24 protein-coding genes and 1 pseudogene are annotated in these 25699 nt (G+C 61.1%); 23 read left to right on the forward strand and 2 right to left on the reverse strand.

Going from position 1 to position 25699, the window contains the following annotated elements:
• The first annotated feature begins 546 nt into the window (after positions 1-546).
• The 3 genes from ACK9YZ_RS33145 to ACK9YZ_RS33155 are packed head-to-tail and all read left to right on the forward strand — an operon-like array spanning position 547 to position 4486.
• Positions 547-1725, forward strand: a complete 1179-nt coding sequence (locus ACK9YZ_RS33145) for a methyltransferase (RefSeq protein WP_416068640.1) — start codon at positions 547-549, stop codon at positions 1723-1725.
• Between the two features lie 11 nt (positions 1726-1736).
• A complete protein-coding gene (locus ACK9YZ_RS33150) occupies positions 1737-3440 on the forward strand; it encodes an ATP-binding protein (RefSeq protein ID WP_064829454.1) in 1704 nt (567 codons plus the stop codon).
• The gene (locus ACK9YZ_RS33155; protein ID WP_416068641.1) at positions 3437-4486 is read left to right on the forward strand and encodes a hypothetical protein; all 1050 of its coding nucleotides are present in this window, start codon (positions 3437-3439) and stop codon (positions 4484-4486) included. Before ACK9YZ_RS33150 ends, ACK9YZ_RS33155 begins: the two co-directional genes overlap by 4 nt.
• A gap of 69 nt (positions 4487-4555) precedes the next feature.
• Here the strand turns inward: ACK9YZ_RS33155 and ACK9YZ_RS33160 are convergent, their stop codons facing one another.
• Positions 4556-7618, reverse strand: a complete 3063-nt coding sequence (locus ACK9YZ_RS33160) for a type ISP restriction/modification enzyme (RefSeq protein WP_416068642.1) — start codon at positions 7616-7618, stop codon at positions 4556-4558.
• Between the two features lie 370 nt (positions 7619-7988).
• On the opposite strand from ACK9YZ_RS33160, the gene ACK9YZ_RS33165 reads away from it, so the two are divergent.
• From ACK9YZ_RS33165 to cbbX, 3 genes and pseudogenes are all read left to right on the forward strand, one after another.
• Complete coding sequence (locus tag ACK9YZ_RS33165; protein ID WP_416068643.1) at positions 7989-8978, forward strand: ribulose-bisphosphate carboxylase large subunit; 990 nt, start codon at positions 7989-7991, stop codon at positions 8976-8978.
• Positions 8979-8997: 19 nt separating this feature from the next.
• The gene (locus ACK9YZ_RS33170) at positions 8998-9387 is read left to right on the forward strand and encodes a ribulose bisphosphate carboxylase small subunit (RefSeq protein ID WP_416068644.1); all 390 of its coding nucleotides are present in this window, start codon (positions 8998-9000) and stop codon (positions 9385-9387) included.
• 21 nt (positions 9388-9408) lie between these two features.
• Positions 9409-10356, forward strand: a pseudogene (gene cbbX / locus ACK9YZ_RS33175) (CbbX protein); the annotation flags it as partial.
• Between the two features lie 259 nt (positions 10357-10615).
• Here cbbX and ACK9YZ_RS33180 read toward each other — a convergent pair.
• Positions 10616-11638, reverse strand: coding sequence for an IS110 family transposase (locus ACK9YZ_RS33180; protein ID WP_416068645.1), 1023 nt, complete (start codon positions 11636-11638; stop codon positions 10616-10618).
• 81 nt (positions 11639-11719) lie between these two features.
• Here ACK9YZ_RS33180 and rpe point away from each other — a divergent pair, with 81 nt between their 5' ends.
• From rpe to hypB, 17 genes are all read left to right on the forward strand, one after another.
• Positions 11720-12403 carry a ribulose-phosphate 3-epimerase gene (rpe, locus tag ACK9YZ_RS33185; protein ID WP_416068646.1) on the forward strand — a complete coding sequence of 228 codons (684 nt, stop codon included), beginning with the start codon at positions 11720-11722 and terminating at the stop codon, positions 12401-12403.
• 78 nt (positions 12404-12481) lie between these two features.
• Entirely contained in the window at positions 12482-13135 is a 654-nt protein-coding gene (locus ACK9YZ_RS33190; RefSeq protein WP_416068647.1) for an HAD-IA family hydrolase, read from the forward strand.
• A gap of 176 nt (positions 13136-13311) precedes the next feature.
• Positions 13312-14259 (forward strand): HupU protein, encoded by a 948-nt coding sequence (locus ACK9YZ_RS33195; RefSeq protein ID WP_416068648.1) that lies wholly within the window; start codon positions 13312-13314, stop codon positions 14257-14259.
• On the forward strand, positions 14256-15698 hold the full coding sequence (locus tag ACK9YZ_RS33200; protein WP_416068649.1) for a nickel-dependent hydrogenase large subunit: 1443 nt from the start codon (positions 14256-14258) through the stop codon (positions 15696-15698). The genes ACK9YZ_RS33195 and ACK9YZ_RS33200 overlap by 4 nt, the downstream gene beginning before the upstream one ends.
• Before the next feature lie 238 nt (positions 15699-15936).
• Positions 15937-17019 (forward strand): hydrogenase small subunit, encoded by a 1083-nt coding sequence (locus ACK9YZ_RS33205; RefSeq protein ID WP_416068650.1) that lies wholly within the window; start codon positions 15937-15939, stop codon positions 17017-17019.
• A gap of 24 nt (positions 17020-17043) precedes the next feature.
• Entirely contained in the window at positions 17044-18834 is a 1791-nt protein-coding gene (locus ACK9YZ_RS33210) for a nickel-dependent hydrogenase large subunit (RefSeq protein WP_416068651.1), read from the forward strand.
• A gap of 12 nt (positions 18835-18846) precedes the next feature.
• Positions 18847-19569: a Ni/Fe-hydrogenase, b-type cytochrome subunit gene (gene cybH / locus ACK9YZ_RS33215; RefSeq protein ID WP_416068652.1), complete on the forward strand. Its 723-nt coding sequence runs from the start codon at positions 18847-18849 to the stop codon at positions 19567-19569.
• Entirely contained in the window at positions 19570-20166 is a 597-nt protein-coding gene (locus ACK9YZ_RS33220; RefSeq protein ID WP_416068653.1) for a HyaD/HybD family hydrogenase maturation endopeptidase, read from the forward strand. It abuts the gene before it with no gap.
• Between the two features lie 10 nt (positions 20167-20176).
• Complete coding sequence (gene hupE / locus ACK9YZ_RS33225; protein ID WP_416068654.1) at positions 20177-20752, forward strand: nickel permease HupE; 576 nt, start codon at positions 20177-20179, stop codon at positions 20750-20752.
• A gap of 100 nt (positions 20753-20852) precedes the next feature.
• Entirely contained in the window at positions 20853-21149 is a 297-nt protein-coding gene (locus ACK9YZ_RS33230; RefSeq protein ID WP_416068655.1) for a HypC/HybG/HupF family hydrogenase formation chaperone, read from the forward strand.
• 167 nt (positions 21150-21316) lie between these two features.
• Positions 21317-21766 carry a hydrogenase accessory protein gene (locus tag ACK9YZ_RS33235; protein WP_416068656.1) on the forward strand — a complete coding sequence of 150 codons (450 nt, stop codon included), beginning with the start codon at positions 21317-21319 and terminating at the stop codon, positions 21764-21766.
• A complete protein-coding gene (locus ACK9YZ_RS33240; RefSeq protein WP_416068657.1) occupies positions 21763-22611 on the forward strand; it encodes a hydrogenase expression/formation C-terminal domain-containing protein in 849 nt (282 codons plus the stop codon). Before ACK9YZ_RS33235 ends, ACK9YZ_RS33240 begins: the two co-directional genes overlap by 4 nt.
• Positions 22608-22823, forward strand: a complete 216-nt coding sequence (locus ACK9YZ_RS33245; RefSeq protein ID WP_416068658.1) for a rubredoxin — start codon at positions 22608-22610, stop codon at positions 22821-22823. Before ACK9YZ_RS33240 ends, ACK9YZ_RS33245 begins: the two co-directional genes overlap by 4 nt.
• Positions 22813-23337, forward strand: a complete 525-nt coding sequence (gene hybE / locus ACK9YZ_RS33250) for a [NiFe]-hydrogenase assembly chaperone HybE (RefSeq protein ID WP_416068659.1) — start codon at positions 22813-22815, stop codon at positions 23335-23337. The genes ACK9YZ_RS33245 and hybE overlap by 11 nt, the downstream gene beginning before the upstream one ends.
• A complete protein-coding gene (locus ACK9YZ_RS33255; protein ID WP_416068660.1) occupies positions 23334-24446 on the forward strand; it encodes a hydrogenase assembly protein HupF in 1113 nt (370 codons plus the stop codon). Before hybE ends, ACK9YZ_RS33255 begins: the two co-directional genes overlap by 4 nt.
• Complete coding sequence (gene hypA / locus ACK9YZ_RS33260) at positions 24439-24780, forward strand: hydrogenase maturation nickel metallochaperone HypA (protein WP_416068661.1); 342 nt, start codon at positions 24439-24441, stop codon at positions 24778-24780. Before ACK9YZ_RS33255 ends, hypA begins: the two co-directional genes overlap by 8 nt.
• Positions 24780-25697 (forward strand): hydrogenase nickel incorporation protein HypB, encoded by a 918-nt coding sequence (gene hypB, locus ACK9YZ_RS33265; protein WP_416068662.1) that lies wholly within the window; start codon positions 24780-24782, stop codon positions 25695-25697. Before hypA ends, hypB begins: the two co-directional genes overlap by 1 nt.
• Positions 25698-25699 lie beyond the last annotated feature (2 nt).

Below are 25699 nucleotides of genomic sequence, written 5' to 3' on the forward strand. Positions count from 1 at the left end.
GGTAAGTGGGCAAATCTGGTGGCACTGCCGGTTTGGAAGGCGACATTGCCTCGGACGACGAGCCATCGAGGCCGCACCGACCGCTCAGGCACCTGTAACGGGAAGGTTCAGTCTCAGGCGCGGGCGAGGATGGCGGCGGGCAACGGCGAAGTGGGATGACCACCGTCGCCAAGCCCGAGCCGGTCGCCGAGTTAGTGGTAAAAGGAGAGCCCGAGCTTCTGGCAAGTTTTCATAAAACCAAGCATGGTGTCACGAGCAACGCCCATCCCGGCTGACGGTACCGCCGGAGATCTTTCGCTTGGTAAAGAAGCTGCGAAAGTCGCGCCAAAGAAGCTGGTCACGAGTAGAGGTTGTCATTGAGGGCGTGCCTTCGGCCAGTTTCCGGTTTCAAGCGACAAGTCGTTTGATCGCCACTGTGTCTTTCATCCGGCGATGATCTTTAACTGCGTGACGCTACAAAACGTTGACGAGGGGTGCTTGTGTGGTTCGGTCGAGTCGTGAAGAGTAGACGATGTGCGAAGGGCAGACAGTAGGTTGGGGGCGCTTGTGGAAATTTTGGAGGGACCTGATCCGCTTTGCCGGTTCTACTCGCAGCCCCACATTGGCGACCTGCTTGTTCAAGCGATGCCCGAAGTCGATGTAGGTTCGATAATTGACCTCGGCGCCGGTGGTGGGGTCTTGTCGGATGCCGCGTCACGCAGATGGAGCAAAGCTGCCGTTACAACGGTGGATATCGACGCGGATTGCGCCGTCGCTCGCCGCGCCCTTGATACCTCCGGCAGACGACGCCATTACGTTCTCGATGCACTTGATCCCGACATCTCAGCGAAGGTTACGCGCGCAGGTCTCTTCGATGCCGCTCTTTGCAATCCACCTTTCAAAAAGGTCGAATGGCGAAACGGCTATGAGCGGCTTCTCGAAGAAGCAGGCCTGGAGGATTCCTTTTCCTGCCACGGAGACGTGACCGCAGAGGCCCTTTTCCTCGCTCAAAATATACGAATTGTTCGTCCTGGCGGATGCATCGGCCTGATCGTGCCGGACAGTTTTGCTTCCGGCATGAGGGCGTCGAAACTGCGAAACAACCTGGCGCGAAGCCATGCGATAAGTGCAGTGATCCAGTTGCCGAAAGGATCATTTCTTCGGACCGAAGCCAACTCGTACCTTCTCGTGTTCGAAAACAAGGTTCCCCCTGGCAGCAAGATCCGGCTTCATCGATTTACGGTCGAGCAGGGACTTAGCGATCCCATCGAGATCGACGCCGAGCTGGCCGAGCGACGCCTGGATTACGGCTTTCATTCAGTTGAGCACACTGCAAGTCAGACGACACTGCGCACTCTCGCTGCGCATATCTTCCGCGGATCTCTTTCCGCCAAGGAAGGCAGAGCGTCAGAGCACTTCGTGTTCCATACAACGGACTTTTCAAATGCGGAAGACGGCGTCTTCGATGGTCCGGATACGCCGGTGACCGGTCAGTCGGCGCTACCTGGCGACATCTTGTTGGCGCGGGTCGATCGAGATCTCGAAAGCAAGATCGCGATGGTCCGAACCGGTGGCTTCGCCGTGTCTGACTGCGTTTACGTCATTCGTGTCGCTCCTCAATATCGGGAGAGAGTTTATGGCGCTCTCCGTTCCGCATCTGGCCGCGAAAAGCTGCGCTCCGCTAGCCGGGGTCTAGGGGCACGCCAGCTCAGCAAGGCAGAACTTCTCGCAGTGCCACTTTATTAGGAGACGCCGCCATGACGACAGCGCGGGATGAGACGACTTTCGAAGAGCGGGCCGACCAGATCGATGAGAAGGTGCTTCTCGATGAAACCGTAGCAGAAGACCATTTCGACCGTGTCCATCAGGCACTGGTATCCAAAGGACTCGTCCTCATTCAGGGTCCCAGGGGATGCGGCAAAACTCACTTGATGCGGTTCACTGCTTTGAAGTGTCAGGATGACGCCAGCCTCCCGCTTGCGCTCTATGTCAGCTTCAATCGGTATCTGCGTCTCGAGCCTTTGCTCAATCACCGTGCAGACGCCGTTAACATTTTCCAGTCGTGGGTTCTGGCCAGCATTGTTCTGGAAGCAGACGCGCTCGCGTCCCGCCTCAAGGGCGATCCTTTCAACTTCCCAGCGTTTCTTGGCGCGGAGCGCGCCGACTTCCAGGCGATCGTGAGCCAGTTGGAGCGCCAGATCCCTCTTACCGAGCAGGAACACGAGGTAGTCCGGTTTTTGACGATTCAGAACGTTGTGAACGGCATTCTGGCGATGTGCGACCACCATGGTAGAAGTCGAGCCGTCGTCCTGCTCGATGACGCCGCACTGACGCTGACGCCGGAATACATGGTCGAACTGTTTGACATCATCCGCGTCCTGAAGAACCCGCGCATCTCGCCGAAGGCGTCTGTGTATCCGGGATCGACCGAATACGGGCCGCGGTTCCACGCCAACCACGAGGGAAGAACGGTTTCTGCCTGGCTTCCCGTCGATAGCGAGCGCTATGTGGAGACCATGCGGGAAATCGCGAATAAGCGATATCCGGTGGCCGATCAGCTTCGTCCCGAGGTCGACGAGTTATTGATCTACGCTTCGTTCGGCATCCCGCGTGCTTATCTGACGATGCTGCGTTCGTATCACGACAGTGCGGAATCCAACGATCAGGCCCGCATCAACAGTATTGTTCAAGATCACAACAAGCTCAGGTTGAGCGAATTTCGATCGCTCTCCCAGAAGGTTCCTCGCCTGGAGACCCTTGTCAGCACCGGTGAGCTCCTGTTTGGACAGGCGGTGGAAGCGATCCGCGAAGCCAATGACGAGAGTCTGGAGAGGAATGAGAAGCAGCTAATCCTGGGTCTCGAAACATCGACTCTGACGCCGATCGTCAATCGCATGATCAATCTCGTGATCGAGGCGGGTTTGCTGTTCGAGTACAAGACCGAGGTATCTCACGGTGCGGAACGGTCGTATCGCCGATTTACTCCTCATCTATCCGCGCTGATCGCGACCCGCGCTTTTTCAGGCAGAAGCCGGGGGAATTCTCCTCGGCAGGTGGTTGAATCCTTGAGACGCAAGTCGACCAAGCATCCGGTCCGGAGAAAAATCGAAACCCTGCTAGACCAGGCTACGCTCGAGGGCCTCCGTTTTAATCTGCCACCATGCGAGAACTGCGGCACACGGCGCCTTAGCGAGACGCAACTCTTTTGCCATGCATGCGGTCGCCCGCTCGTGACTCCTTCAACGTTCGACAACTGCATGAAGACACCGATCTCGTCCGTCCCAGGTCTTAGTGATTGGCAGATCAAAAAGCTTCAGGACAACAATATCAGCACCGTTGGCGACTTCGTGGCGCTCCAAGATCCTGGGACGGAGTTGCGGAACATCAAAAGGATAGGGCCGAAGCGGGCGTCCGGGATCACTGACAATGTGAATACCTACGTCGACGAGTTCATGTCATGACAAAGAAGCGTGGCAGCAAAGCCTATAAGCACGACGAAATCGTGGGCATGCAGACACTTGGCATGCCCGCGATCGATACAAGTGAGATGTTTCTGGCGCAAAGCGGAAATTCCGAGTTGAGCCCAATCGACCAGTTCATACAGAACACTGAGGCGATTAATCGAATTTACCTCCCGCTCGTGTACCGCGACGAGGGGCTGATCCGAGATGCTGGCGTTGCTACCACTCAGGATCCCGGTATATCAGTTGGTGGCAACGCGGGGGATGCGAACGTAGCTCCAGGGTCTCCGTTGTCGTCCAGGGTCCGACCAGAACTTGGTGCGCTGGTGGTGCTGGGTTACATGTCGGCCGTCGAAAGCTACTTCAGAGCGCTTCTTCGCGAACTCATCCTCGTCGACGACCACACTCATTCTTTGGTGGAACCGATGAACGTCAGCTTCGGCGCCGCCCGGCATCATAAGATTGGGCTTCTTCCAGAGGCCCTGACTGAGAACCTTTCATTCGCCGGCGACAAGAACGTCCTGGATGCGTTGAAATCCTTCGTGGGGATCAAAGGAAATCCGCCTGCACAGTTGGAGGCGAGCTTAAAGGAATTCAAGAAAGTCTGTGAAATTCGACATTGCTGCGTACATCGATTCGGCAAACTCGGTTCAAAGACGGCAATCGCTTTGGGCACCGAAAGTCATAAAAGGTTTTTAGAGCAGCCGTTCGCGCCATCGTCGGCAGATTTACAAGGCATTGCTGCTGTTCTTCGACTCTTCGTCAAGACCATGAACAATCACATTTTTAAGTCAGTGATCGAACGTATTCCAGATAGCGGCTCGTCAGATCCAGATTTTCACTACGGGTGGGGCTGGGTTGGAACATGGCGAAGTGATCGCAAAAGGTTTTCAGAGTACTACAGGATCTTCAGTTCGTCGCTAGAGAGTCCTCCGTCGCCGTCAATCAAGGACGTCTATGTCGGCCTGCGGGACTTCGTCGCTGACAGGCGGACTACAAGGCCGCCCGCAAAATCTCATCCTGTGGTCAAGGCTGCTACGGCCTAGCGCGCAAGCTCGCTTGCATACGGAAGTTTAATTGTCGCGCCTCAGAGTGCTCCTGGTGTGGCGTCTCTCTTAGCCGACGTTAACTTCTCTGGCGTTCCGATTCGACACCGCTGCCATCTTTTTTGTAATGGCAACGGTCTCCACGCTCACCCGCACGACCTTCGCGAGCAGTTCGATCATGCTCTCCTTATGGTCGGCGAAGCGATAGGCGTTGAACTTCGCGCGGATCGTCGGGTCGCGCGGGGTTTTCTCCTTGTGCTGGTCGAGCACCCAGTCGATCGCACTGCGGTTGCCGAGCTTATACTCCCATGCCGTGCGCGGGATGCCGCTGATCTGCGTGTCCCCATCGACCGCTACCAATCCCCTGTCGGGATCCGACCTGAGCACTGGCCTGGGATGCGCGCCTTCAGCGCGCTTCGGATCGGCGTTGTCGATCCGTTCGACGGGCCACGGCGCCACGTTCTCGTACCCGATATGCAGCGCCATCAGCGCCTCGCCCCACGCAGTCCATTGCGCGAAGTCGGCATAGAACGGGATGCGTGGGAATTCGCGCTTGAGGTTCATCGCATAAGTCTCCCGATAAACCGGGTCGTGAAGGACGGCGTAGACGTAGTGGAACACAGCGTCTTTGGTGACGTCCTTCTTGCCGTACTCGGCGACGAACTTGTTGAGCGCCCAGTTGGTAATGTTGTCCACCCGCTCGCCGGACTTGGTGTAGCGATATCGGGCGACAAACTGACATGCATCAGGGACGAATGTGTCATAGGATGGAATCCGATCCGTTCCGAGGATCCCAAGGCCACCGCGCTTCCCCAACGAGAACGCGATACCGGGATTATGCGCAGTTCCCACGAACAGGTCATGCAGTCGGAATAGCTGACTATTCAACATTCGGTCGAAGTAGAGAACGAGCGGCGAATATGGCCTAAAACACATTTCGGTAACCGCACCGGCATCAAGGTCCAATGGCCGACGATTTCGAACATGTCGCGCGAGCTCGCGGTGCCACTTGACGGTCCTGTCTATGGGTATACCGTCGGCCAATGACGCATCGTATTCTGCCGCAATATATTTCAGCTTCGGCCACAACAATTCGGCGGTCCGCGCCGTAACCCACTCATCCATTTTGGTCTGAATGCCACTCGAAACGAGCTGAAAGATTGATCTTGATGGAGTGGATTTGCTGCGTCCCTTGATCGACAGAGGAAGGAGACTGGACCATTCCAGCGCTCCAGCATCGAGCCAATCGTGACGAGCGTTCGGTTTGAGCACATCGGTTGAGACGGAGTCAAAGTTGCTTGCCGCGAGAAACGAGAGTTTATCTTCGGCCGCCTCCATCTCGGGCCGGCGCGCGTAACGGATCACGGCTCCGCCCTTGCCTTTGCGCCGCACTAGAAATGCGATCGTTACGCCTGTTTGTATGCCGAACACGTTGTGCGTCGTACCCGACAGCTTTGGGTTGTCGCGAACATCACCGCCCAAATCCATTAGCCAGATGTCGCTGAACTCGCGTTCTGCGACTTTGCGGAAACCGTCATATGCGTCCTTAGAGATGGGCTTGCGCCCCATCACAAAGGCGATGATTCCTTCGTCGCCGAGCCGGTCGGAAGCCCACCGCACAAAGCGCGTATACATGTCATACACGCTGTTCTTGTTCTGCGCTGTGCCCTCCTTGATGTAGGTCTGCTTGATACGCTCATCGACGCGGGCATACGGCCGGTTAGCGTTGTTCTGGTTATAGTTCTCCTGCCACGCGTTGTACGGCGGATTACCGATGATAACGCTGATCTTGCGCCGGTTCTGCCGCTTGATGCGTTCGACGTTCTCGTCGGTGATGGAACCGAACATGTCGAACTGATGACCGGAATAGATGCCCAACGCCGCAACGTTATCCAGCGTGTCCACTAGGCACAGATTCTCGTACTCGGCGAATTGCCCAGTGATCGCCTGGTATGTTGCTTCGATGTTCAGGTTGGCTACGTAGTACGGCAGGATCGCCACTTCATTGGCATGCAGCTCTTCCTTATACTTGTGCCGAAGCTTGTCATGGTTGCTGCGGAAATGCTCGAGCAGCTCGACGACGAAGGTGCCGGTGCCGGTCGCCGGGTCGAGGATCTCGACGCCGCGGTCGATCAGGTTCCTGCCAAAATGCTTCTCGCACAGCCAGTCGGCGTTGCGGATCATGAAGCGTACAATCTCGCTGGGGGTATAAACCACGCCGAGCCGATCGGCCGCCTTCTTGTTGTAGGCCTTGTAGAAGTCCTCGTAGAGCGCCTTCAGGAAGCCCTGCTTCTCGCTGTGGCTCTCGATGGCAGCCGCCGTTCGCGCGATGCCAGAATAATACGGCCCCAAATCCTTGAGGAGCGTCGTCTTCTCGCCCCTATCGGCGAAGAGCTGGTCCTCCAGTTTGTAAAGCTCGGCCGCTACGTTGTTTTTGCGGTGATAATCGGGATCGTTGAACACCTTGGCGAAGATGTCCTCGGTCAGGATGTGCTGGATCAGCATTTCGCGCACGTCATCTTCGGTCACCACGGGATTGATCGCATCGCGTGCATGGTTGAGGAAGTCGGCCACCGCCTTGGCGAACTCGGCGCTGTTCTTCTGCTTTGCGTTGATGCGCTCGCGTAGCGCCTTGAGGATTTCGGGCAGGTCGGCGGCAAACTGCTTCACCGCCTTGTTGAAGTCAGCGATCTCCTGCCTCTCGTGGGAAAAGAAGCACGTCAGCAGGCGCAGCAGCCCGTCATCGTCGGCCTGCATTTGGGCGCGCATGATCTCGGCGCCATCCTGCCACAGCACCGCCCGGACATCGTCCGTGAACACTATGTTCTCGCGCGGGTAGCCCTTGCGGAACTTCGCCTCTATCTCCTTGTCGAGATCGTCACTCTCATCTTTGGCTTCCCAATAACCGAACGGGACGCGCAGTCCATGGAGGAGCGCGCCGTCGACGTAGATGCGCGTCATCTGCTTGGTCAGGATGTCGTGCTCGGCGATGAACTGGAGGTCGTGCGCCTTGCCCCAGCGCTTGAGTAGGTCCTTGAACGCTTCGCGTAGGACGCTCTCGCGGCGACTGCCGGACGCGGCTCTCAATCGGTCGAGCTCGCCCCGGTATTCATTGATCAGGTGTTGGCTCAAAAAAATCCCCCGAGACAAAAACACAGCCTGCTCAATGCGTATCGCAGCGCGTCAAGTATGTCAGCGTCTATGTAAATTGCGTTTATAATTTGCCATTTCGTGAGCGGCCGAATCAGCCATTGCCTTAAGAACAAGTTCGTATCCTGCCTAGTGATTTGTTCCCGCGCGAGAACATTTGAGCGTGGCCGTCGGTTCATATCCTTCAAGAGCAAGTATCAAGATGGTAGCGCGGCGCCGATCGCGTGCGGCTAGGCGGAGCTACCGGTCAGGATCAATGAACATTCAACCGGGGATCGATCGCACCCACTGTCCGCGACTTGCTGAAATGACAGTCCCAATTAAACGAATTTGCAGTCCCAATTCAGATGTCATGACAACAGGCGCACAGATCTTGGATGATTTGAAGCCGCTGCTCGGCGCCACGACGAAGCCGAAGCTCGGCCTTTCCGGCAAGAATTACGGCCGCGTGGTCTACGAAGGGCTCAGGGGCGGCCTCGACTTCATGAAGGACGACGAGAATATCAACTCGCAGCCCTTCATGCACTGGCGCGATCGTTTCCTCTACTGCACGGAGGCGGTCAACCGCGCGACCGCCGAAACCGGCGAGATCAAGGGCCACTATCTCAACATCACCGCCGGCACGATGGAGGAGATGTACCGCCGCGCCGAATTCGCCAAGGAACTGGGATCTGTCATCGTCATGGTCGACCTGATCATCGGCTGGACGGCCATCCAGTCGATCTCGGAATGGTGCCGCCAGAACGACATGATCTTGCATATGCACCGCGCCGGCCACGGCACCTATACCCGCCAGAAGAACCACGGCATCTCCTTCCGCGTCATCGCCAAGTGGCTCAGGCTCGCAGGCGTCGACCATCTCCATGCCGGTACCGCCGTCGGCAAGCTCGAGGGCGATCCCCTGACCGTGCAGGGCTACTACAACGTGCTCCGCGAATTGAAGAACGAGGTCGACCTGCCGCGTGGCATCTTCTTCGAGCAGGACTGGGCGGATACGCTGAAGGTCATGCCCGTGGCCTCGGGCGGCATCCATGCCGGCCAGATGCACCAGTTGCTCGATCTCTTCGGCGACGATGTGGTGCTGCAGTTCGGCGGCGGCACGATCGGCCATCCGATGGGTATCCAGGCCGGGGCTACCGCCAATCGCGTCGCGCTCGAAGCCATGGTTCTCGCCCGCAACGAGGGCCGCGACATCGTGGGCGAGGGTCCGGAAATCCTGCGTGCCGCCGCCAAGTGGTGCAAGCCGCTCGAGGCCGCGCTCGATGTGTGGGGCGGCATCACCTTCAACTACACGCCGACGGATATATCGGACTTCGTGCCGACGCCGTCGCTCGCCATGTGATATCGAAAGGATCAAGACAATGCGCGTTACCCAGGGCTGCTTCTCCTTCCTGCCCGATCTCACCGACGAGCAGATCTCCGCTCAGGTCGAATACTGCCTGTCCCGCGACTGGGCGATCGGCGTCGAATTCACCGACGATCCCCATCCCCGCAACACCTATTGGGAAATGTGGGGCAATCCGATGTTCGACCTCCGCGACGCCAAGGGCGTGATGATGGAGGTGGCGGATTGCCGCAAGGCACACCCGGAGAGCTACATCCGCATCAATGCCTTCGACAACACCCGCGGCTGGGAGACGGTGCGAACCTCCTTCATCGTCAACCGGCCGGCTGTCGAACCGCGTCTTTCGATGACGCGGTTCGACATCCGTGGGCGGTCGCAAGCCTACGGCTGGGCGGCGGCGCGCTGACAGGGGAGGTGGGTTGAGGTCATGGCAATGCCGATGAAATCCGAACCGACGCCTTCGCCTGACGGGCGCGCCCCGTCGGGCACGGTCGATCTCCGGGAGGAATTCCGCGCTTCCGGCGTCGCGGAGGTTCTCGACGAACTCGACCGGGAACTCGTCGGCCTCAAGCCGGTCAAGCAAAGGATCCGCGAGATCGCCGCCCTGCTCATCGTCGAGCGCGCGCGCAAATCCTTTGGGCTCTCGCATATGGCGCCGACGCTGCATATGAGCTTCACCGGCAATCCCGGGACCGGCAAGACGACGGTTGCGCTCCGGATGGCCAACATCCTGCACCGGCTGGGCTATATCAGGAAGGGGCATCTGGTCTCTGTGACGCGCGACGATCTCGTCGGCCAGTATATCGGCCACACCGCGCCCAAGACCAAGGAGATCCTGAAGCGGGCGATGGGCGGCGTGCTCTTCATCGACGAGGCCTATTATCTCTACCGTCCCGACAACGAGCGCGATTACGGCCAGGAGGCGATCGAGATCCTGCTACAGGTGATGGAGAACAACCGCGAGGATCTCGTCGTCATCCTCGCCGGCTATGCCGACCGCATGGACCGCTTCTTTGAGAGCAATCCCGGCTTCCGGTCGCGGATCGCCCATCACATCGACTTTCCTGATTATAGCGACGGGGAACTGCTCGATATCGCGAAATCCCTGTTGGCTGAACAGAACTATCGCCTTGACGACGAGGCGCGCCGCATCATGGCCGACTATATCGTCGAACGCCGCAAGCAGCCGTATTTCGCCAATGCCCGCTCGATCCGCAACGCGCTGGACCGGGCGCGGCTGAGGCAGGCCAACCGGCTGTTCAGCACCGCCGCCGGGCCGGTTTCGGCGAGCGACCTTTCCGTCATCGGAGCCGACGATATCCGCGCGAGCCGCGTCTTCCGCCAGGGCGACAACGGGCAGACGGAAAATGGGAGCATGTGTGGACGGCTCCTGCGGCACAGTGGTGATTCATGCGATATCTCTCGGTCGATTGCAATCATGTGTCCGGCCTACTCGTGCGACCTACGGGTCGCTGGCCATGATGAAGTCCGCAGACAAGGTCCCAAACACATCATCGGGCTTTACAAGCTCAATGCTCCCAGGGGCTTTCCTCGTCTCCGGTCCGACCGGCTTGATCATCACATTTCAGCACCTCTCCGCCATCTCGGACGTAAAGTTACGCCCGAAATCTCATTCAAGCCGCAACGGACTTCATATACTGCTGCTCGCGGACCAGGAGCGCCCAGATAATCCTCGCTGTTTTGTTCGCGAGCGCGACGGTTACGACCCTTGCTGGCTTTCGGTCCATCAGGCTCACAGCCCAATCGTGACTGGCGCTGCTTCCATCCTTTGTGAAACGGATTATTGCGGTTGCACCGACAACCAATAGCTTTCGAATATATCCGTCGCCCTGCTTGCTAATGCCGCTCATGCGTTCCTTTCCGCCGGAACTGTGCGGTCTTGGCGTCAATCCCAACCAGGAAGCGAAGCGCCGTCCGGAGGAAAAGTTTCTAATGTCCGACACCGCCGCGGTGATGGCGCTCGCTGTTATGGGTCCCACACCTGGTATCGAGAGAAGGCGTCGTGCTGCTGCGTCAGCTCTGACACTGTCTACGATCTTCTTTTCGATCTTTACGACTTCGGCGCCTAATCGCTGCAATTGATCAATAATCGTCCACAGCATTGCGCGCGCCAGCTCCGGCAAGCTGCCCTGGATCTCGTGAAAATGCTCGACAAGTTTGGGGACGTTCTTTGCCCCGCCAGCACCGATGACGCCGAATTCGCTCAAGTGCCCACGCAATGAATTGATCAGCATCGTTCTCTGGCGAACAAGAAGCTCACGAACCTTGTGCATCATCAGTACCGACTGTTGATCGGCAGACTTCGCAGCGACGAACCGCATCGTCGGCCGTGTTACGGCCTCACAAATAGCCTCAGCATCGGCTGCATCTGTCTTGCCTCTTTTCACGTAGGGCTTCACGTACCCAGCCGGCATGAGTTTGACGACATGCCCAAGCTTCTCGATTTCCCGAGCCCAGTAATGCGAGCTTCCGCAGGCTTCGATGCCCACAAGGCACGGTTGGATACCGCGGAAAAACCGTAGTACCTCGCCTCGCCGAAGCTGCCGCCGAACCATAACGTTCCCGAGGTTATCGATGCCATGTACCTGAAAGACATTCTTCGCCAGATCAAGGCCAATCGTCGTAATCTTTCTCATGAACTGCTCCTCTATCGTTTCTGACCGCATGCCACTATGGCACAGCGGTTGCGGAGCAGGAGCCGTCCATCTCAACACATCATGAGCGACATCATTATCGCGCCCTCGATCCTGTCTGCTGATTTTTCGCGGCTGGGCGACGAGGTGGAGGCGGTGGTCCGCGCCGGCGCAGACTGGATCCATCTCGACGTGATGGACGGCCATTTCGTCCCCAACATCACCTTCGGACCGCCTGTGATCAGGGCACTGCGCAACCGCACCGACCGCGTCTTCGATTGTCACCTGATGATCGCGCCCGCCGATCCCTATCTCGCCGAATTCTCCGCGGCCGGCGCCGACGTCATCACGGTGCATGCCGAGGCGGGGCCGCATCTCGACCGGTCGCTGCAGACGATCCGCGGCTTGGGCAGGAAGGCGGGCGTCTCACTCAACCCTTCCACGCCAGAAAGCGCGATCGACTATGTGCTCGACCGCGTCGACCTGATACTGCTCATGACGGTGAACCCCGGCTTCGGCGGCCAGTCCTTCATCGCGCCGGTTCTCGAAAAGATCCGCCGCGTCAAGGCGATGATCGGCGCGCGGCCGATCGATATCCAGGTCGACGGCGGCGTGACGCCGGAGACTGCCTCGCTGGTTGCGGCTGCAGGCGCCAACGTTCTTGTCGCTGGATCGGCCATATTCGGCGGCAAGGATGAGGCGGGATACAGGTCAAATATTCTAGCGATCCGGAGCGCGGCAGAAGGCGCTCTTTCAACCGCCACATAGGGAGAGCAGATGGGGAGCAGCATGGGCGCGGATTCTAGGCCATGCTCCCATCGCGGTTTGGTCGCGGTGTCGAAGCCTATGGCGATTCTGTTTGATCTTGACGGAACGCTGATAGATTCAGCCGGGGATCTCGCCAATGCCGTCAACGAGGTCTTGGGTGAGCGTGCGCTTGGCCCACTGTCTGTGCCGTCCGTCCGGGCGATGATCGGTCATGGTATTCGCAAGCTTGTCGAAAGGGCGCATCTCGCCTGCGGTCTTGCGCTTTCGGGCGACGGCCTGGACGAGGCGACAAGGCGCATGAACGTCATCTACGCTCGGCAGCTCGTATGCCGCACCATCTTATTGCCGGGCGCAGCGGAGGCCGTGAGTGCTGCGAATGCATTGGGGGTACCATTGGCACTCGTTACTAACAAACCGGAACGTTTCGCACGGGAGATTCTGCATCATTTCGGCCTCCTATCGTGCTTCGGGATCACTGTCGGCGGTGACAGCCCGTACCGACGAAAGCCCGCACCGGACATGTTGTTTCACGCCGCACGCGAGCTGCGCGTGCCGCCAGCCGCCTGTATCATGGTCGGGGATGGTGAGGCAGATATTGCGGCGGCTGCCGCCGCCGGCATGCCGTCGCTACTTGTAGAAGGCTCCACCCAAATCGACAGCAGACCGACCTTCCGTTTAGAGACACTCGAACATTTCGCCGATTGGCTGTGCATAGCCGGTCTCCAGAGATAGTCGTGGCAATCGCTTGGAGCGTAAGGGTATTCATTGTGAATCGCGCAAGTCGATGGCGCGGTTGACCGGCTCGCCTCAAGATGCGAGATTCTGCAACGATGTTATCCGGCTTGTCCAAATCTGATCCCCCTATGACACTGCTCTGGCTGCAAGCAGGCAGTTGCGGCGGGTGCACGATGTCGGTGCTGGAAAACGGGGCGCAGGGCTGGGCTCGGGAGCTCAGATCCTTCGGCATCGAGCTCCTCTGGCATCCCTCCCTGAGTGAAGAAAGCGGCGCTGAGGCGGTCGATATCCTCGAGGCGGTGTCCGAGGGCCGGACCCCGCTCGATTTCCTGTGTATCGAAGGTTCCGTCCTGCGCGGTCCGAACGGCACCGGTCTGTTCAATCGGCTGGGTGGGACTGGCCGAACGATGTTCGACTGGATCAGGCGGCTGGCGCCTCGCGCCAGGCACTGCATCGCGGTCGGGACCTGCGCCTCCTATGGCGGCATCCATGCAGCGGCGCCTGATCCAATTGAAGCTTGCGGCCTCCAGTATGAGGGCTCGGAGGTGGGGGGCGCGCTCAGCGCTGATTATCGTTCCTTGTCAGGTCTCCCTGTCATCAATGTCGCGGGATGTGCGCCGCATCCCGGCTGGATCATGGAGACGATCGTCGCACTGCAAATGGGTGATTTCGATGAACGCGACCTTGACCTGCTCGGCAGGCCAAAATTCTATACGAAAACGCTCGCCCATCATGGTTGCGAGCGCAACGAATATTACGAGTTCAAGGCGAGTGCGGAAAAATTCTCCGATCTCGGCTGCATGATGGAACATCTCGGTTGCAAGGCAACCCAGGCCGCCGGCGACTGCAATCAGCGTGGCTGGAATGGTAGCGGCTCCTGTACCCATGGCGGCTTCTCCTGTGTCGCTTGTACCGAGCCTGCTTTCGAGGATCAAACGGGCTTTCTCGAAACGCCAAAGATCGGAGGTATACCGGTGGGTCTGCCTCGGGACATGCCCAAGGCCTGGTTTGTGGCGCTGGCCGCGCTCTCCAAGTCGGCGACACCCGACCGGGTGCGGGAGAACGCCACCTCCGACCGCGTTGTTCTTGATACCCGGCGCAATAAGGATGTGGGTGCATGAGCCGCATCATCGCCGGGCCGTTCAATCGGGTGGAGGGTGATCTCGAAGTCGCGCTCGATATCAGGGACGGCATCATCGAGCGAGCCGAGGTCACCACGACGCTTTATCGCGGCTTCGAGCAGATACTGAGCGGCCGGCCGGGGCTGGATGCACTGGTAATCGCGCCGCGTATCTGCGGCATCTGCTCGGTGTCGCAGTCGATCGCCGCCGCGACCGCGCTGCGCAATCTTGCCGGCGGACGCGCGGCGCCCAACGGCTATATCGCCGCCAATCTCGCGCATGCGGCGGAAAACATCGCCGACCATCTGACGCATTTCTATCTGTTCTTCATGCCGGATTTCGCCCGCGACGAGTATGCCGGGCGGCCCTGGTTCGGCGAGGCCGTGCCGCGCTTCAAGGCGGTGAGCGGCAGCGGTTCGGCACAGTTCCTGCCGATGCGCAAGCGGCTGCTCGAGGTCATGGGCGTGATCGCCGGCAAATGGCCGCATTCGCTCGCCTTCCAGCCCGGCGGCACGACGCGCGCCATCGATGTCGGCGAGCGGGTCCAGCTCGCGACCCTGCTCGGCGAATTCCAGGTCTTTCTCGAACAGTCGCTCTATGGCGACTCGCTCGATACGATCCTGTCGCTGGAGACGGAGGATGAACTCGCGGCTTATGCTGAGGGTATGGCGGGCGACTTCCGCTTCTTCCTCCGGCTGGCGGAGGATCTGGCGCTTTCGCGTCTCGGCAAGGGGCCGGGCTGGCTGCTCTCTTACGGTGCCTACCACACGGCCGAGGGATCGCTCCTGCCTGCGGGTGTCGCCCAGGCTGACGGCACAATCCTGCCGCTCGACGCCGGCGGCATATCCGAGGACGTGGCCCATTCCTGGTTCCTGGAGACCGGCGACCGCCCATGGAATGCCGAAACCGTTCCGACCGCCGAGAAAGAGAAAGCCTATTCCTGGGCCAAGGCGCCGCGTCTCGCCAAGGCTCCGGCCGAGGCCGGCGCGGTTGCGCGGCTTGCCGTTGCCGGGCATCCTCTCATCCTGTCGCTGATCGCGCGTGACGGCGGTACGTCGGTCCGCACCCGGATCGTCGCTCGGCTGATCGAGACGGCGCTTCTGGTCCATTCCATGGGCGGATGGCTGCGCGAACTGCGGCTCAAGGATGAGTTTTCCAGCCACTTCGCCCTGCCTGAGAATGCCGAGGGGGCCGGTCTCGTCGAAGCGGCGCGGGGCGCGCTCGGTCATTGGGTGAGCATTCGCGACGACCCGATCGAGCGCTACCAGATCATCGCCCCCACCACCTGGAACTTTTCACCGCGCGACGCGGCCGGCGTGCCCGGCCCGTTGGAGGCCGCCCTTGCCGGCCTCGACACTCGGGGAATGGGTGCGAAGTCCGCGGCCCTGCAACATGTGATTCGCTCCTTCGACCCCTGCATGGTCTGCACTGCGCATTGATTCGCCTCCGCAGGGCGGTCATGCGGCTTTCAGCGCTGAAAGGTGGCTTTCCGCCAACCTTCCGCCGACAGGATGGACGGACGCGCGGCGTCGCTAAAATAGGTAAATTGTTTCAGTTACATAGAAGGAAATCAAGCGCCGGAATACGAACTGGTCCGCTTCTTGCAAAGCTCTTCACGACAGAGCCCGGATGTTTATCCAGGCGATGCGATCGGGATGGGTTTGCTGGAGGAGCAACATGGCAGCTGCCGAAACCTTTTATGACGTCATCCGCCGCCAGGGAATTACCCGGCGCAGTTTCACCAAGTTCTGCAGCCTCACCGCCGCGAGCCTGGGCTTCGCTCCAGGTGCCGCGACCGCGATGGCCGAGGCGCTCGAGACCAAGGAGCGAGTGCCCGTCATCTGGATGCATGGGCTCGAATGCACCTGCTGTTCCGAAAGCTTCATCCGCTCGGCCCATCCGCTGGTCAAGGATGTCGTGCTGTCGATGATCTCGCTCGACTATGACGATACGATCATGGCCGCCGCCGGTCATCAGGCCGAGGCGATCCTCGAGGAGACCAAGGAGAAGTACAAGGGCAAGTACATCCTCGCCGTTGAAGGCAATCCCCCGCTCAACGAGGACGGCATGTTCTGCATCGACGGCGGCCGGCCCTTCGTCGAGAAGCTGAAATGGATGGCCGAGGACGCAATGGCGATTATCGCCTGGGGCGCCTGCGCCTCCTGGGGCTGCGTCCAGGCGGCCAAGCCCAATCCGACCCAGGCGACGCCGATCGACAAAGTGATCCTCGACAAACCGATCATCAAGGTTCCGGGCTGTCCCCCCATCGCCGAGGTGATGACGGGCGTCGTGACCTTCATCACCACCTTCGGCAAGCTGCCTGAACTCGACCGGCAGGGCCGGCCGAAGATGTTCTATTCCCAGCGCATTCACGACAAGTGCTATCGCCGCCCCCATTTCGATGCCGGCCAGTTCGTCGAGGAATGGGACGACGAGGGCGCGCGCAAGGGCTATTGTCTCTACAAGATGGGCTGCAAGGGCCCGACCACTTACAATGCCTGCTCCACCGTGCGCTGGAACGGCGGGGTATCTTTCCCCATTCAGTCGGGCCATGGCTGCATCGGCTGCTCCGAAGACGGCTTCTGGGACAATGGCAGCTTCTATGACCGGCTGACCAACCTCCATCAATTTGGCGTCGAGGCGAATGCCGACACGGTTGGCCTGACTGCGGCCGGCGTCGTCGGCGGAGCGGTCGCCGCGCATGCGGCGGTCACTGCAGTCAAGCGCGTGACCACCAAGCGCGAAAAAGCCGACGCATAAACATCAAGGGCAGGAAGCACCATCATGACGATCCAGACACCCAACGGCTTCACGCTGGACAATTCCGGCAAGCGCATCGTCGTCGATCCCGTCACCCGCATCGAGGGGCATATGCGGGTCGAGGTGAATGTCGACGAAAACAACATCATCCGCAACGCCGTGTCGACCGGCACGATGTGGCGCGGTATCGAGGTCATCCTCAGGAATCGCGATCCGCGCGACGCCTGGGCCTTCACCGAACGCATCTGCGGGGTGTGCACGGGTACCCATGCGCTGACCTCGGTGCGCGCGGTCGAGCATGCGCTTGGCATCACCATTCCTGAGAATGCCAATTCGATCCGCAACCTGATGCAGCTCGCGCTGCAGGTGCATGACCATGTCGTGCACTTCTATCACTTGCACGCACTCGACTGGGTCGACGTGGTCTCGGCGCTGTCGGCCGACCCGAAGGCGACCTCGGCGCTGGCGCAGTCCGTCTCCGACTGGCCGCTGTCCTCGCCTGGCTACTTCAAGGACATCCAGACACGGCTCAAGAAATTCGTCGAGTCTGGCCAGCTCGGGCCCTTCAAGAACGGCTATTGGGGCAATGCGTCCTACAAGCTGCCGCCGGAAGCAAACCTGATGGCTGTGGCGCATTATCTCGAGGCGCTCGACTTCCAGAAGGAGATCGTGAAGATCCACACGATTTTCGGCGGCAAGAACCCTCATCCGAACTGGCTCGTCGGCGGCGTGCCCTGTCCGATCAATATCGATGGCACGGGCTCCGTTGGCGCGATCAACATGGAACGGCTCAACATGGTGACCTCGATCATTGATCAGATCATCGAGTTCAATGACAAGGTTTATGTGCCCGACATCATGGCCATCGGTTCCTTTTACAAGGACTGGCTCTATGGCGGTGGCTTGTCCGGCAAGAACGTGCTTGCCTATGGCGATGTGCCGGAACACGCAAATGACTATTCGGAGTCGAGCCTCAAGCTGCCGCGCGGCGCGATCATCAATGGCAATCTGGCCGAAGTCCTGCCCGTCGATCATGCCGACCCCGAGCAGATACAGGAGTTCGTCACCCACTCCTGGTACAAATATCCCGACGAGACCAAGGGCCTTCACCCCTGGGACGGCATCACCGAGCCGCATTATGAGCTCGGCCCCAATGCCAAGGGAACCAAGACCAATATCGTGGAGCTCGACGAGGGCGCGAAGTATTCCTGGATCAAGGCGCCGCGCTGGCGCGGGAATGCGATGGAAGTTGGGCCGCTCGCGCGCTGGGTCGTGGGCTATGCCCAGAACAAGGCCGAGTTCAAGGATCCCGTCGACAAGGTGCTAAAGGATCTCGACCTGCCGGTGTCGGCGTTGTTCTCGACACTTGGCCGTACCGCGGCGCGCGCGCTCGAGTCGAGCTGGGCCGGCCACCAGATGCGCTACTTTCAGAATAAGCTGATCGCCAATATCAAGGCCGGCGACTCCGCCACCGCCTTTGTCGACAAATGGAAGCCGGAGACCTGGCCGAAGGAGGTCAAGGGCGTCGGATTCACTGAGGCGCCGCGCGGCGCGCTCGCCCACTGGATCAAGATCAAAGACGGCAAGATCGACAATTACCAGTGTGTCGTACCCACGACCTGGAACGGCAGCCCGCGCGATCCCGCCGGCAATATCGGCGCCTTCGAGGCGTCGCTGATGGACACGCCGATGTCCGACCCCACTCAGCCCCTCGAAATCCTAAGAACCATCCATTCCTTCGACCCGTGCCTGGCTTGCTCGACGCATGTCATGAGCCCGGACGGACAGGAAATGGCCAAGGTTCAGGTCCGGTGAGGAGGGACGGTCATGACGGTCCATGAGAACCTCGCCGCTGCCGACGCGCATGGCGAAAAGGCCATCGAGCGCCAGAGCGTCTATGTCTACGAGGCCCCGGTGCGCATCTGGCACTGGGTCAACGCCTTCGCGATCCTGACGCTGGCATTGACCGGCTATTTCATCGCCTCGCCCCTGCCTTCGGTGCCGGGCGAGGCGAGCGCCAACTTCCTGATGGGTTATATCCGCTTCGTCCATTTCGCGGCGGGGCAGGTCCTCGCCGTGTTCCTGATCCTCCGGGTCTACTGGGCCTTCGTCGGCAACATCCATGCCCGCCAGATCTTCTACGTGCCGTTCTGGAGCGGTCGCTTCTGGAAGGAATGGCTCCATGAGGTCCGCTGGTACACGTTCCTCGCGCGGCAGCCCAAGAAATATGTCGGCCATAATCCGCTCGCTCAGTTCACCATGTTCCTGATGTTCACCCTGCCGCTGTTCTTCATGGTGATCACGGGATTCGCGCTCTACAGCGAGGGCGCCGGCCGCGACAGCTGGGAATATTCCCTCTTCGGCTGGGTGTTCTCGATCTGGCCGAACAGCCAGGACATCCACACCTTCCATCATCTCGGCATGTGGGTGATCCTCGTCTTCGTCATGGTCCACATCTACGTGGCCGTGCGCGAAGACATCATGAGTCGGCAGAGCATCATCTCGTCGATGATCTCGGGCGAGCGGCTCTTCAAGGACAGGGAGGACTAGATGGCCATCCCATCCTCCTCTTCGCCGCGCATCCTCGTGCTCGGCATCGGCAACATCCTCTGGGCCGACGAAGGTTTTGGCGTACGCGCGGTGGAGCAGTTCCACAGGAGCTATGAAGTGCCCGAGAATGTCACCATCCTCGATGGCGGCACCCAAGGGCTCTACCTCGTGCAGTTCGTCAATGAGCACGACCGGCTGATCGTCTTCGACGCCATCGACTACGGCCTCGAGCCGGGCACGATGAAGGTGGTGGAGGACGACGAGGTGCCGAAATTCACCGGCGCCAAGAAGATGAGCCTGCACCAGACCGGCTTCCAGGAAGTGCTGAGCGCCGCCGATCTGATGGGCCACTATCCCGAGCGGCTGACGCTGATCGGTTGCCAGCCGCTCGATCTTGAGGACTGGGGCGGTCCGCTGACCGCGCCGGTCAAGGCGGTGATACCCGCCGCCGTAGAGACCGCGGTCCGGGTGCTGAGGGCGTGGGGCGTTGCGGTCACCGCGCGGCCGGAAGGGGCGGAGGCATCGCCGCTCCTCGAGAACGACATCGATTTCGAACGCTATGAGCGGCGCGCCGAACCGGCCGCGCTGAGCCACTGAGGAGGATTCCATGAATTACCGGAGAATTGTAGCGGCATTCGCCGCGCTGACGCTGCCGGGCGTCGCCCATGCCCATGTCGGGCTGCATTCCGATGGCACGCTGGCAGGCCTCGCCCACCCGTTCAGCGGCCTCGACCACATGCTTGCGATGGTGGCCGTCGGCTTCTGGGCGTCGACGCTCGGCGGCAGGGCGCGCTGGATCGTGCCATTGGCTTTCGTCGCTGTCATGGCCGTCGGCGGCATTCTCGGCATCCAAGGCGCCGCGCTTCCGATGATCGAGACCGCGATCGCACTGACCGTCGCGGTGCTTGGCCTGCTGGTGGCCTTCGAGGTGAAGGTTCCCACGCCTGTCGCCGCGGCCATCGTTGGCATAGCTGCGCTCTTCCACGGACAGGCGCACGGCGCCGAACTGCCGGCGATGGCGAACGCAACGGGCTATGTGGCCGGGTTCTTGGCCGCGACCATCGCGCTGCATGGCCTCGGCATCGGGCTCGCCTCGCTCCGGTTCGGCCGGGCAAGTCAGATCGTCGCCCGCATTGCGGGTGCGGCTGTCGCTCTTGCCGGCGCTGCACTGCTCAGCGGCTGAACCGCACTTTCTCCCAAGGCTTCGGCCTGACGGGAGCCGTACGGGCACCCCTGCGCCCTGCGGCTCCCGATTTCGCAAGTCCAGAACCAAGGTGAAGCGCATGTGCATCGGCATTCCCATGCAGGTCATCGCAGGCAACGAATTCGTTGCCCAGTGCGAACGACATGGCGAGGTGGCCTCCATCTCCCTGATGCTGGTCGGCCCGCAGTCTCCGGGAACCCATGTGCTCACCCATCTTGGCTCCGCAATCCGCGTGCTTGATGCCGAGGAGGCGCGCGCGATCGACGACGCGCTGGCCGGCCTCGCCGAGGCGGTCGAGGGCCGCGCCTTCGACAATCTCTTTGCGGACCTCCTCACGCGCGAGCCGGAACTGCCGGCGCATTTGCGCGACATCTGAAAAGAAAATTTCCAATCTGGAAATTGACTTTCCATCTCGCGGCCGGCGATACTTCTCTCCAGCGAAAATTTCCCTTCCAGATCAATGGAATCCAACTTCCTCCGATCTGGCACGCTGTTTGCAGATCATCTTGCAGAACACTTGCATGATGATTTGTGGAGGAGACAATGCCATCTGCCCTGGTCCGCGCCCTGAGCGAGCGGGCGCGCCTGCCCGTCGTCGACGAGACGACGATCGATGCCTTCCTGGCCCCTGCCGCGGGCGAGCCTGATAATGCTGTGCTGTTTTTCACCGGCGATCCGGCGCAGCGGCCCGAGGCCGATGACGTCGCCGTGGTCCTGCCCGAACTGCTCGGCCACTATCGCGGTCGCTTGCGGGGCGCCGTGGTGCGGCGTGCGGCAGAGGACAAGCTCAAGGCCCGCTTCAATGTGGTCGTCATGCCAAGCCTTGTCGTCACGCGCCGCGATCAGCCGGTGGGCGTGATCGGAAAGATCCGCGACTGGTCGGAATATGTCGACAAGATCGGAGCCTGGCTGGCGCCCGACGCACCGGTCATGGTCGCCTCGGGCGGTCCGAAGGTCGAGATCACCCATGCCGGCAAGGAGATCGTGCGATGAAGGCCGGTTTCTGGGTAGCCCCCGAAGGTGAAGACGCCGCGATGACGGTGATGCCGATCGGCGCCGAGCCGCCGCTCCGCGCGCGCAAGATCAATTTCCTCGCCACCAGCAGCGCCGAGGAAATGATCCGGCGCTGTCGGCGGACGGCGATGCTCCTGCCCGACATCGCCGATGCACTCGCGGTGCAGAAGGCCGGCGCGCCGGGTCGGCTGTTCGACATCACGGATTATCCCGAGGACGACCGCGAGCTGATCACCCAGACGCTGGGCGAAGGCGAGGTCGCGGGCGTCGCCGCACTTGCCAACGGCATCACGGCGCAGATGCAGGAGGCCGTCATGGCCGGCGTCTGGCGCATCCGGTTCACCGATGTCGAAGGCCGTCTGATCGGCGACTATGTCGAGGTGGCGAGCATCCCGGCCGCAGTCCGTCAGGCCTGTTCGGCGCTGCACCCATCGATCAGCCATGGTCCGGCCCCGGCCGGCGCCATGAACGTCATGCCGGTGCTGACCGAGGTCGGCGACCGGGCGGCCCGCTACCGCGACGGCGAACCGACCCATGTCATCACCTTCTCGCTTTTCCCCATGAGCCCGGAGGACATGGCCTTCCTGCAGGAGACGCTGGGCGCAGGCCCGGTGCAACTCACCTCGCGCGGTTATGGCACCTGCCGTATCGTGGCGACCGGCGCGCGCAATGTCTGGTCGGTGCAGTTCTACAACGCCATGGACACGATCATCCTCGATACGCTGGAGATCTGCGACATACCCTCGGTCGCCGTGGCTGCGGAGGAGGACTTCCGCGATTCCGAAATGCGACTCCGCGAGATCGAGGAGGCCTATTTCAAATGAGCGCCTTCGAGAATTTCGGCAAGCGCGAGACCTTGTCGGACGAGGACCGGATGGAATGCGGCATCTGCTGGCATGTCTATGATCCGGCCGAAGGCGATCCGGTCTGGCAGATCCCGCCGGGCACGGCCTTCGCCGACCTGCCCGAGGACTGGCGTTGTCCGAACTGCGATGCGCTGCAGTCCAAGTTCATGAGGCTGGGCGATGGACGCTGAGCGTGCGGAACCGGTCGGGCCCGATCCGGCCCGTCAGCTCGGGGCTCGGCTCGAGGATTGCTATCGGCATATCCATGCCACAGCCATGGTGGATGTGCCGATCTGCAACCCGGCGCTCGGCGTTGCCGCGACCGGTTTCCGCGCCTTTGGGGCGCGCGCCTTCGGCATCGTCACCACGCCCTGGTTCATGAACCTCGTGGCGGTCGACCTGCCGGATGGCGCGCCATCGGCCGCCGCCGTCTCCGGCACGACATTGCGCGTCGGGCTGCCGGCGGGCGAGGTCGAGTTCATCACTGGCGAACTCGACGGCGTCGGCAGGGTGGATTCTTGTTCCCTGTTCTCGCCGGTCTTCGAATTCGCCACGATGGAGGCAGCACTCGCCACGGCCGAGGAGGCCGTCCGCGCCTTCTTCGATCCCGCCACGCTCGAACCGCCGCCGGCGCCACCCGCCGCGGTGAACCGGCGAGATCTGCTGCGCGGCCAATTCCGCAAGCGCGAGGAGATGGCGAAATGACCTTCCTTCTCGGCGCCGGCACGATCAGGATCCAGGTCGCGGTATCGCGCTGCCTCGCCTGCTCGGTCGCGGTTGCGGCAAGCCGCCCGCAGGGCCTGACATGCATGTTTCTCGGCCGCATAGCCGACGAGGCGCCGCTGCTTGCGGGCCAGGTCTTTTCGCTCTGCGGCTTTGCCCAGTCGGTGGCCGCCCGCCTCGCGACCCTCAATGCCACAGATCGTGCGATGAGCGATGATGAGCGGATCGGCGCAGGGTTGGGCCTGCTCGCCGAACGCATATTCGAGACCCTGCGCGCCCTCATTCTCCAATGGCCGGTGCCCCTTCCCGTCACGCTGGCCGCGTCCGCCGGCAGGCATCTCCGCGATGCGCTGGCCGCCTCGCAGGCGATCATCGCCAGGGTCAAGGCCGGCAAGGTCGATCGCGCGCATCTCGAATTGCCGGTCGAGAGGCTGACGGCGGCGGCCGCAGCACTCGGCGTCACGCGCGAGGCCGATGCTCCCATGAAGGGAACGGCTTGCGCGGCGATGCTTGAGGATGTCGAGCACGACCATATCTTCGCCGGCCACAGCCCGGACCCGTTGACCAGCAGGGACGACGCCGACGTTGTCGTGCGGCTCTGCACGGAACCCGGCTATGCCAGCCTTCCGCATCTGCGCGGCCGCGTCGTCGAGACCGGCGCCTATGTTCGCCTTGCCCCGGCCAGCTCGCAGGAAGGCCCCCATCTGGCGCAACGCCTTCGCGCGCGGATAGCCGACGTTCGCGCCTCGCTCGACCAGCTTGGCTCCATCCTTGGCGATGGCGCGCTCGACTGGGCGTCCCTCGCCGGCGGCGGCCCGACGCCGGGCGCCGGCGGCTACGGCGCGGTGGAATGTGCGCGCGGCAGGCTTTATCATCAGGCGGAGATCGGCGCCGATGGCAGGCTCTCGGCCTACCGGATTCTCGCGCCGACCGAGTGGAATTTCCATCCGGCCGGTCCCTTCGTCGAGACGCTGCTGTCTTCACCTATAGGGACCGGCGACACAGCCATACGGTCGGTATCGCTTCTCGCGGTGCTGTTCGACCCCTGCGTGGCCTTCGACGTCGATATCAGGGAGGCGGCCGATGCATGAAATGTCATTGATGGAAAGCGTGATCGAAATCGCCTGCGACACGGCGCGACAGAACGGCGTGACGCGCGTCAAGTCGATCCGGCTCGATGTCGGAGTCTTGAGTCATGTCAATCCGGATGCGCTGCTCTTCTGCTATGAAGCTGTCAGGCATGGCACAATCGCCGATGGCGCAACGCTTGAGATCAACCGGATCGCCGGTGAGGGCTGGTGCCTCGATTGCGGCAAGACGGTGGCCTTGGAGGAGCGGTTCGGGGCCTGCCCTGACTGCGGCCGGCATCGCGTCCAGATGACGGCCGGCGACGAATTGAAGATCAGGGATATGGAGGTGATCTGATGTGCACGGTATGCGGTTGCGGGACGTCGGCCATCGAGGGCCACGAGCACGAGGCCGGGGGTCATGGGCATCACCATGACCATGACCACGGCCATGGGCACCACCACCATCACCATCATGACGATGGTCACGCCCATCACCATGCCCATGGTGACCACGAGCACGACCATCATCATGGCGAAGACGGCAGCGTCCACTATGGCAAGGGCATAGCCGGCGTTCATGTTCCCGGCATGAGCCAGGAGCGGATCATCCAGGTCGAGCGCGACATCCTCTCGAAGAACGATGGCTATGCCGCCGCGAACCGGCGCTATTTCGACCGCAACGGCATCTTCGCGCTGAATTTCGTCTCCAGCCCCGGCTCGGGCAAGACCAGCCTGCTGGTCCGGACGATCACCGACCTCAGGGATCGCGTCACCATCAGCGTCATCGAAGGCGACCAGCAGACGTCGAACGATGCGGCGCGCATCCGCGAGACCGGCGCCCGCGCCATCCAGATCAATACCGGCAAGGGCTGTCATCTCGACGCCCACATGGTCGGCCACGCGGTGGAGGATCTCGCGCCCGAGCCCGGCTCGATGCTGTTCATCGAAAATGTCGGGAACCTCGTCTGTCCCGCCGCCTTCGATCTCGGCGAAGCACACAAGGTCGTGGTACTGTCCGTCACCGAGGGCGAGGACAAGCCGCTCAAATATCCCGACATGTTCGCGGCGGCCGACCTGATGATCCTCAACAAGGCCGACCTGCTGCCGCATCTCGATTTCAATGTGGGCTTCTGCATCGCCAACGCGCTGCGCGTTAATCCGCGGCTGCAGACATTGACCGTTTCGGCGCGCACGGGCGAGGGCATGGAGGCCTTCTATGCCTGGCTCGAAGCCTCCGCCGCCCGGCGGGCCGCTCGGCCGAAGGTGGCATAAAC

It is taken from the genome of Rhizobium sp. ZK1 (genome assembly GCF_047782645.1).
Lineage (GTDB): Bacteria > Pseudomonadota > Alphaproteobacteria > Rhizobiales > Rhizobiaceae > Rhizobium.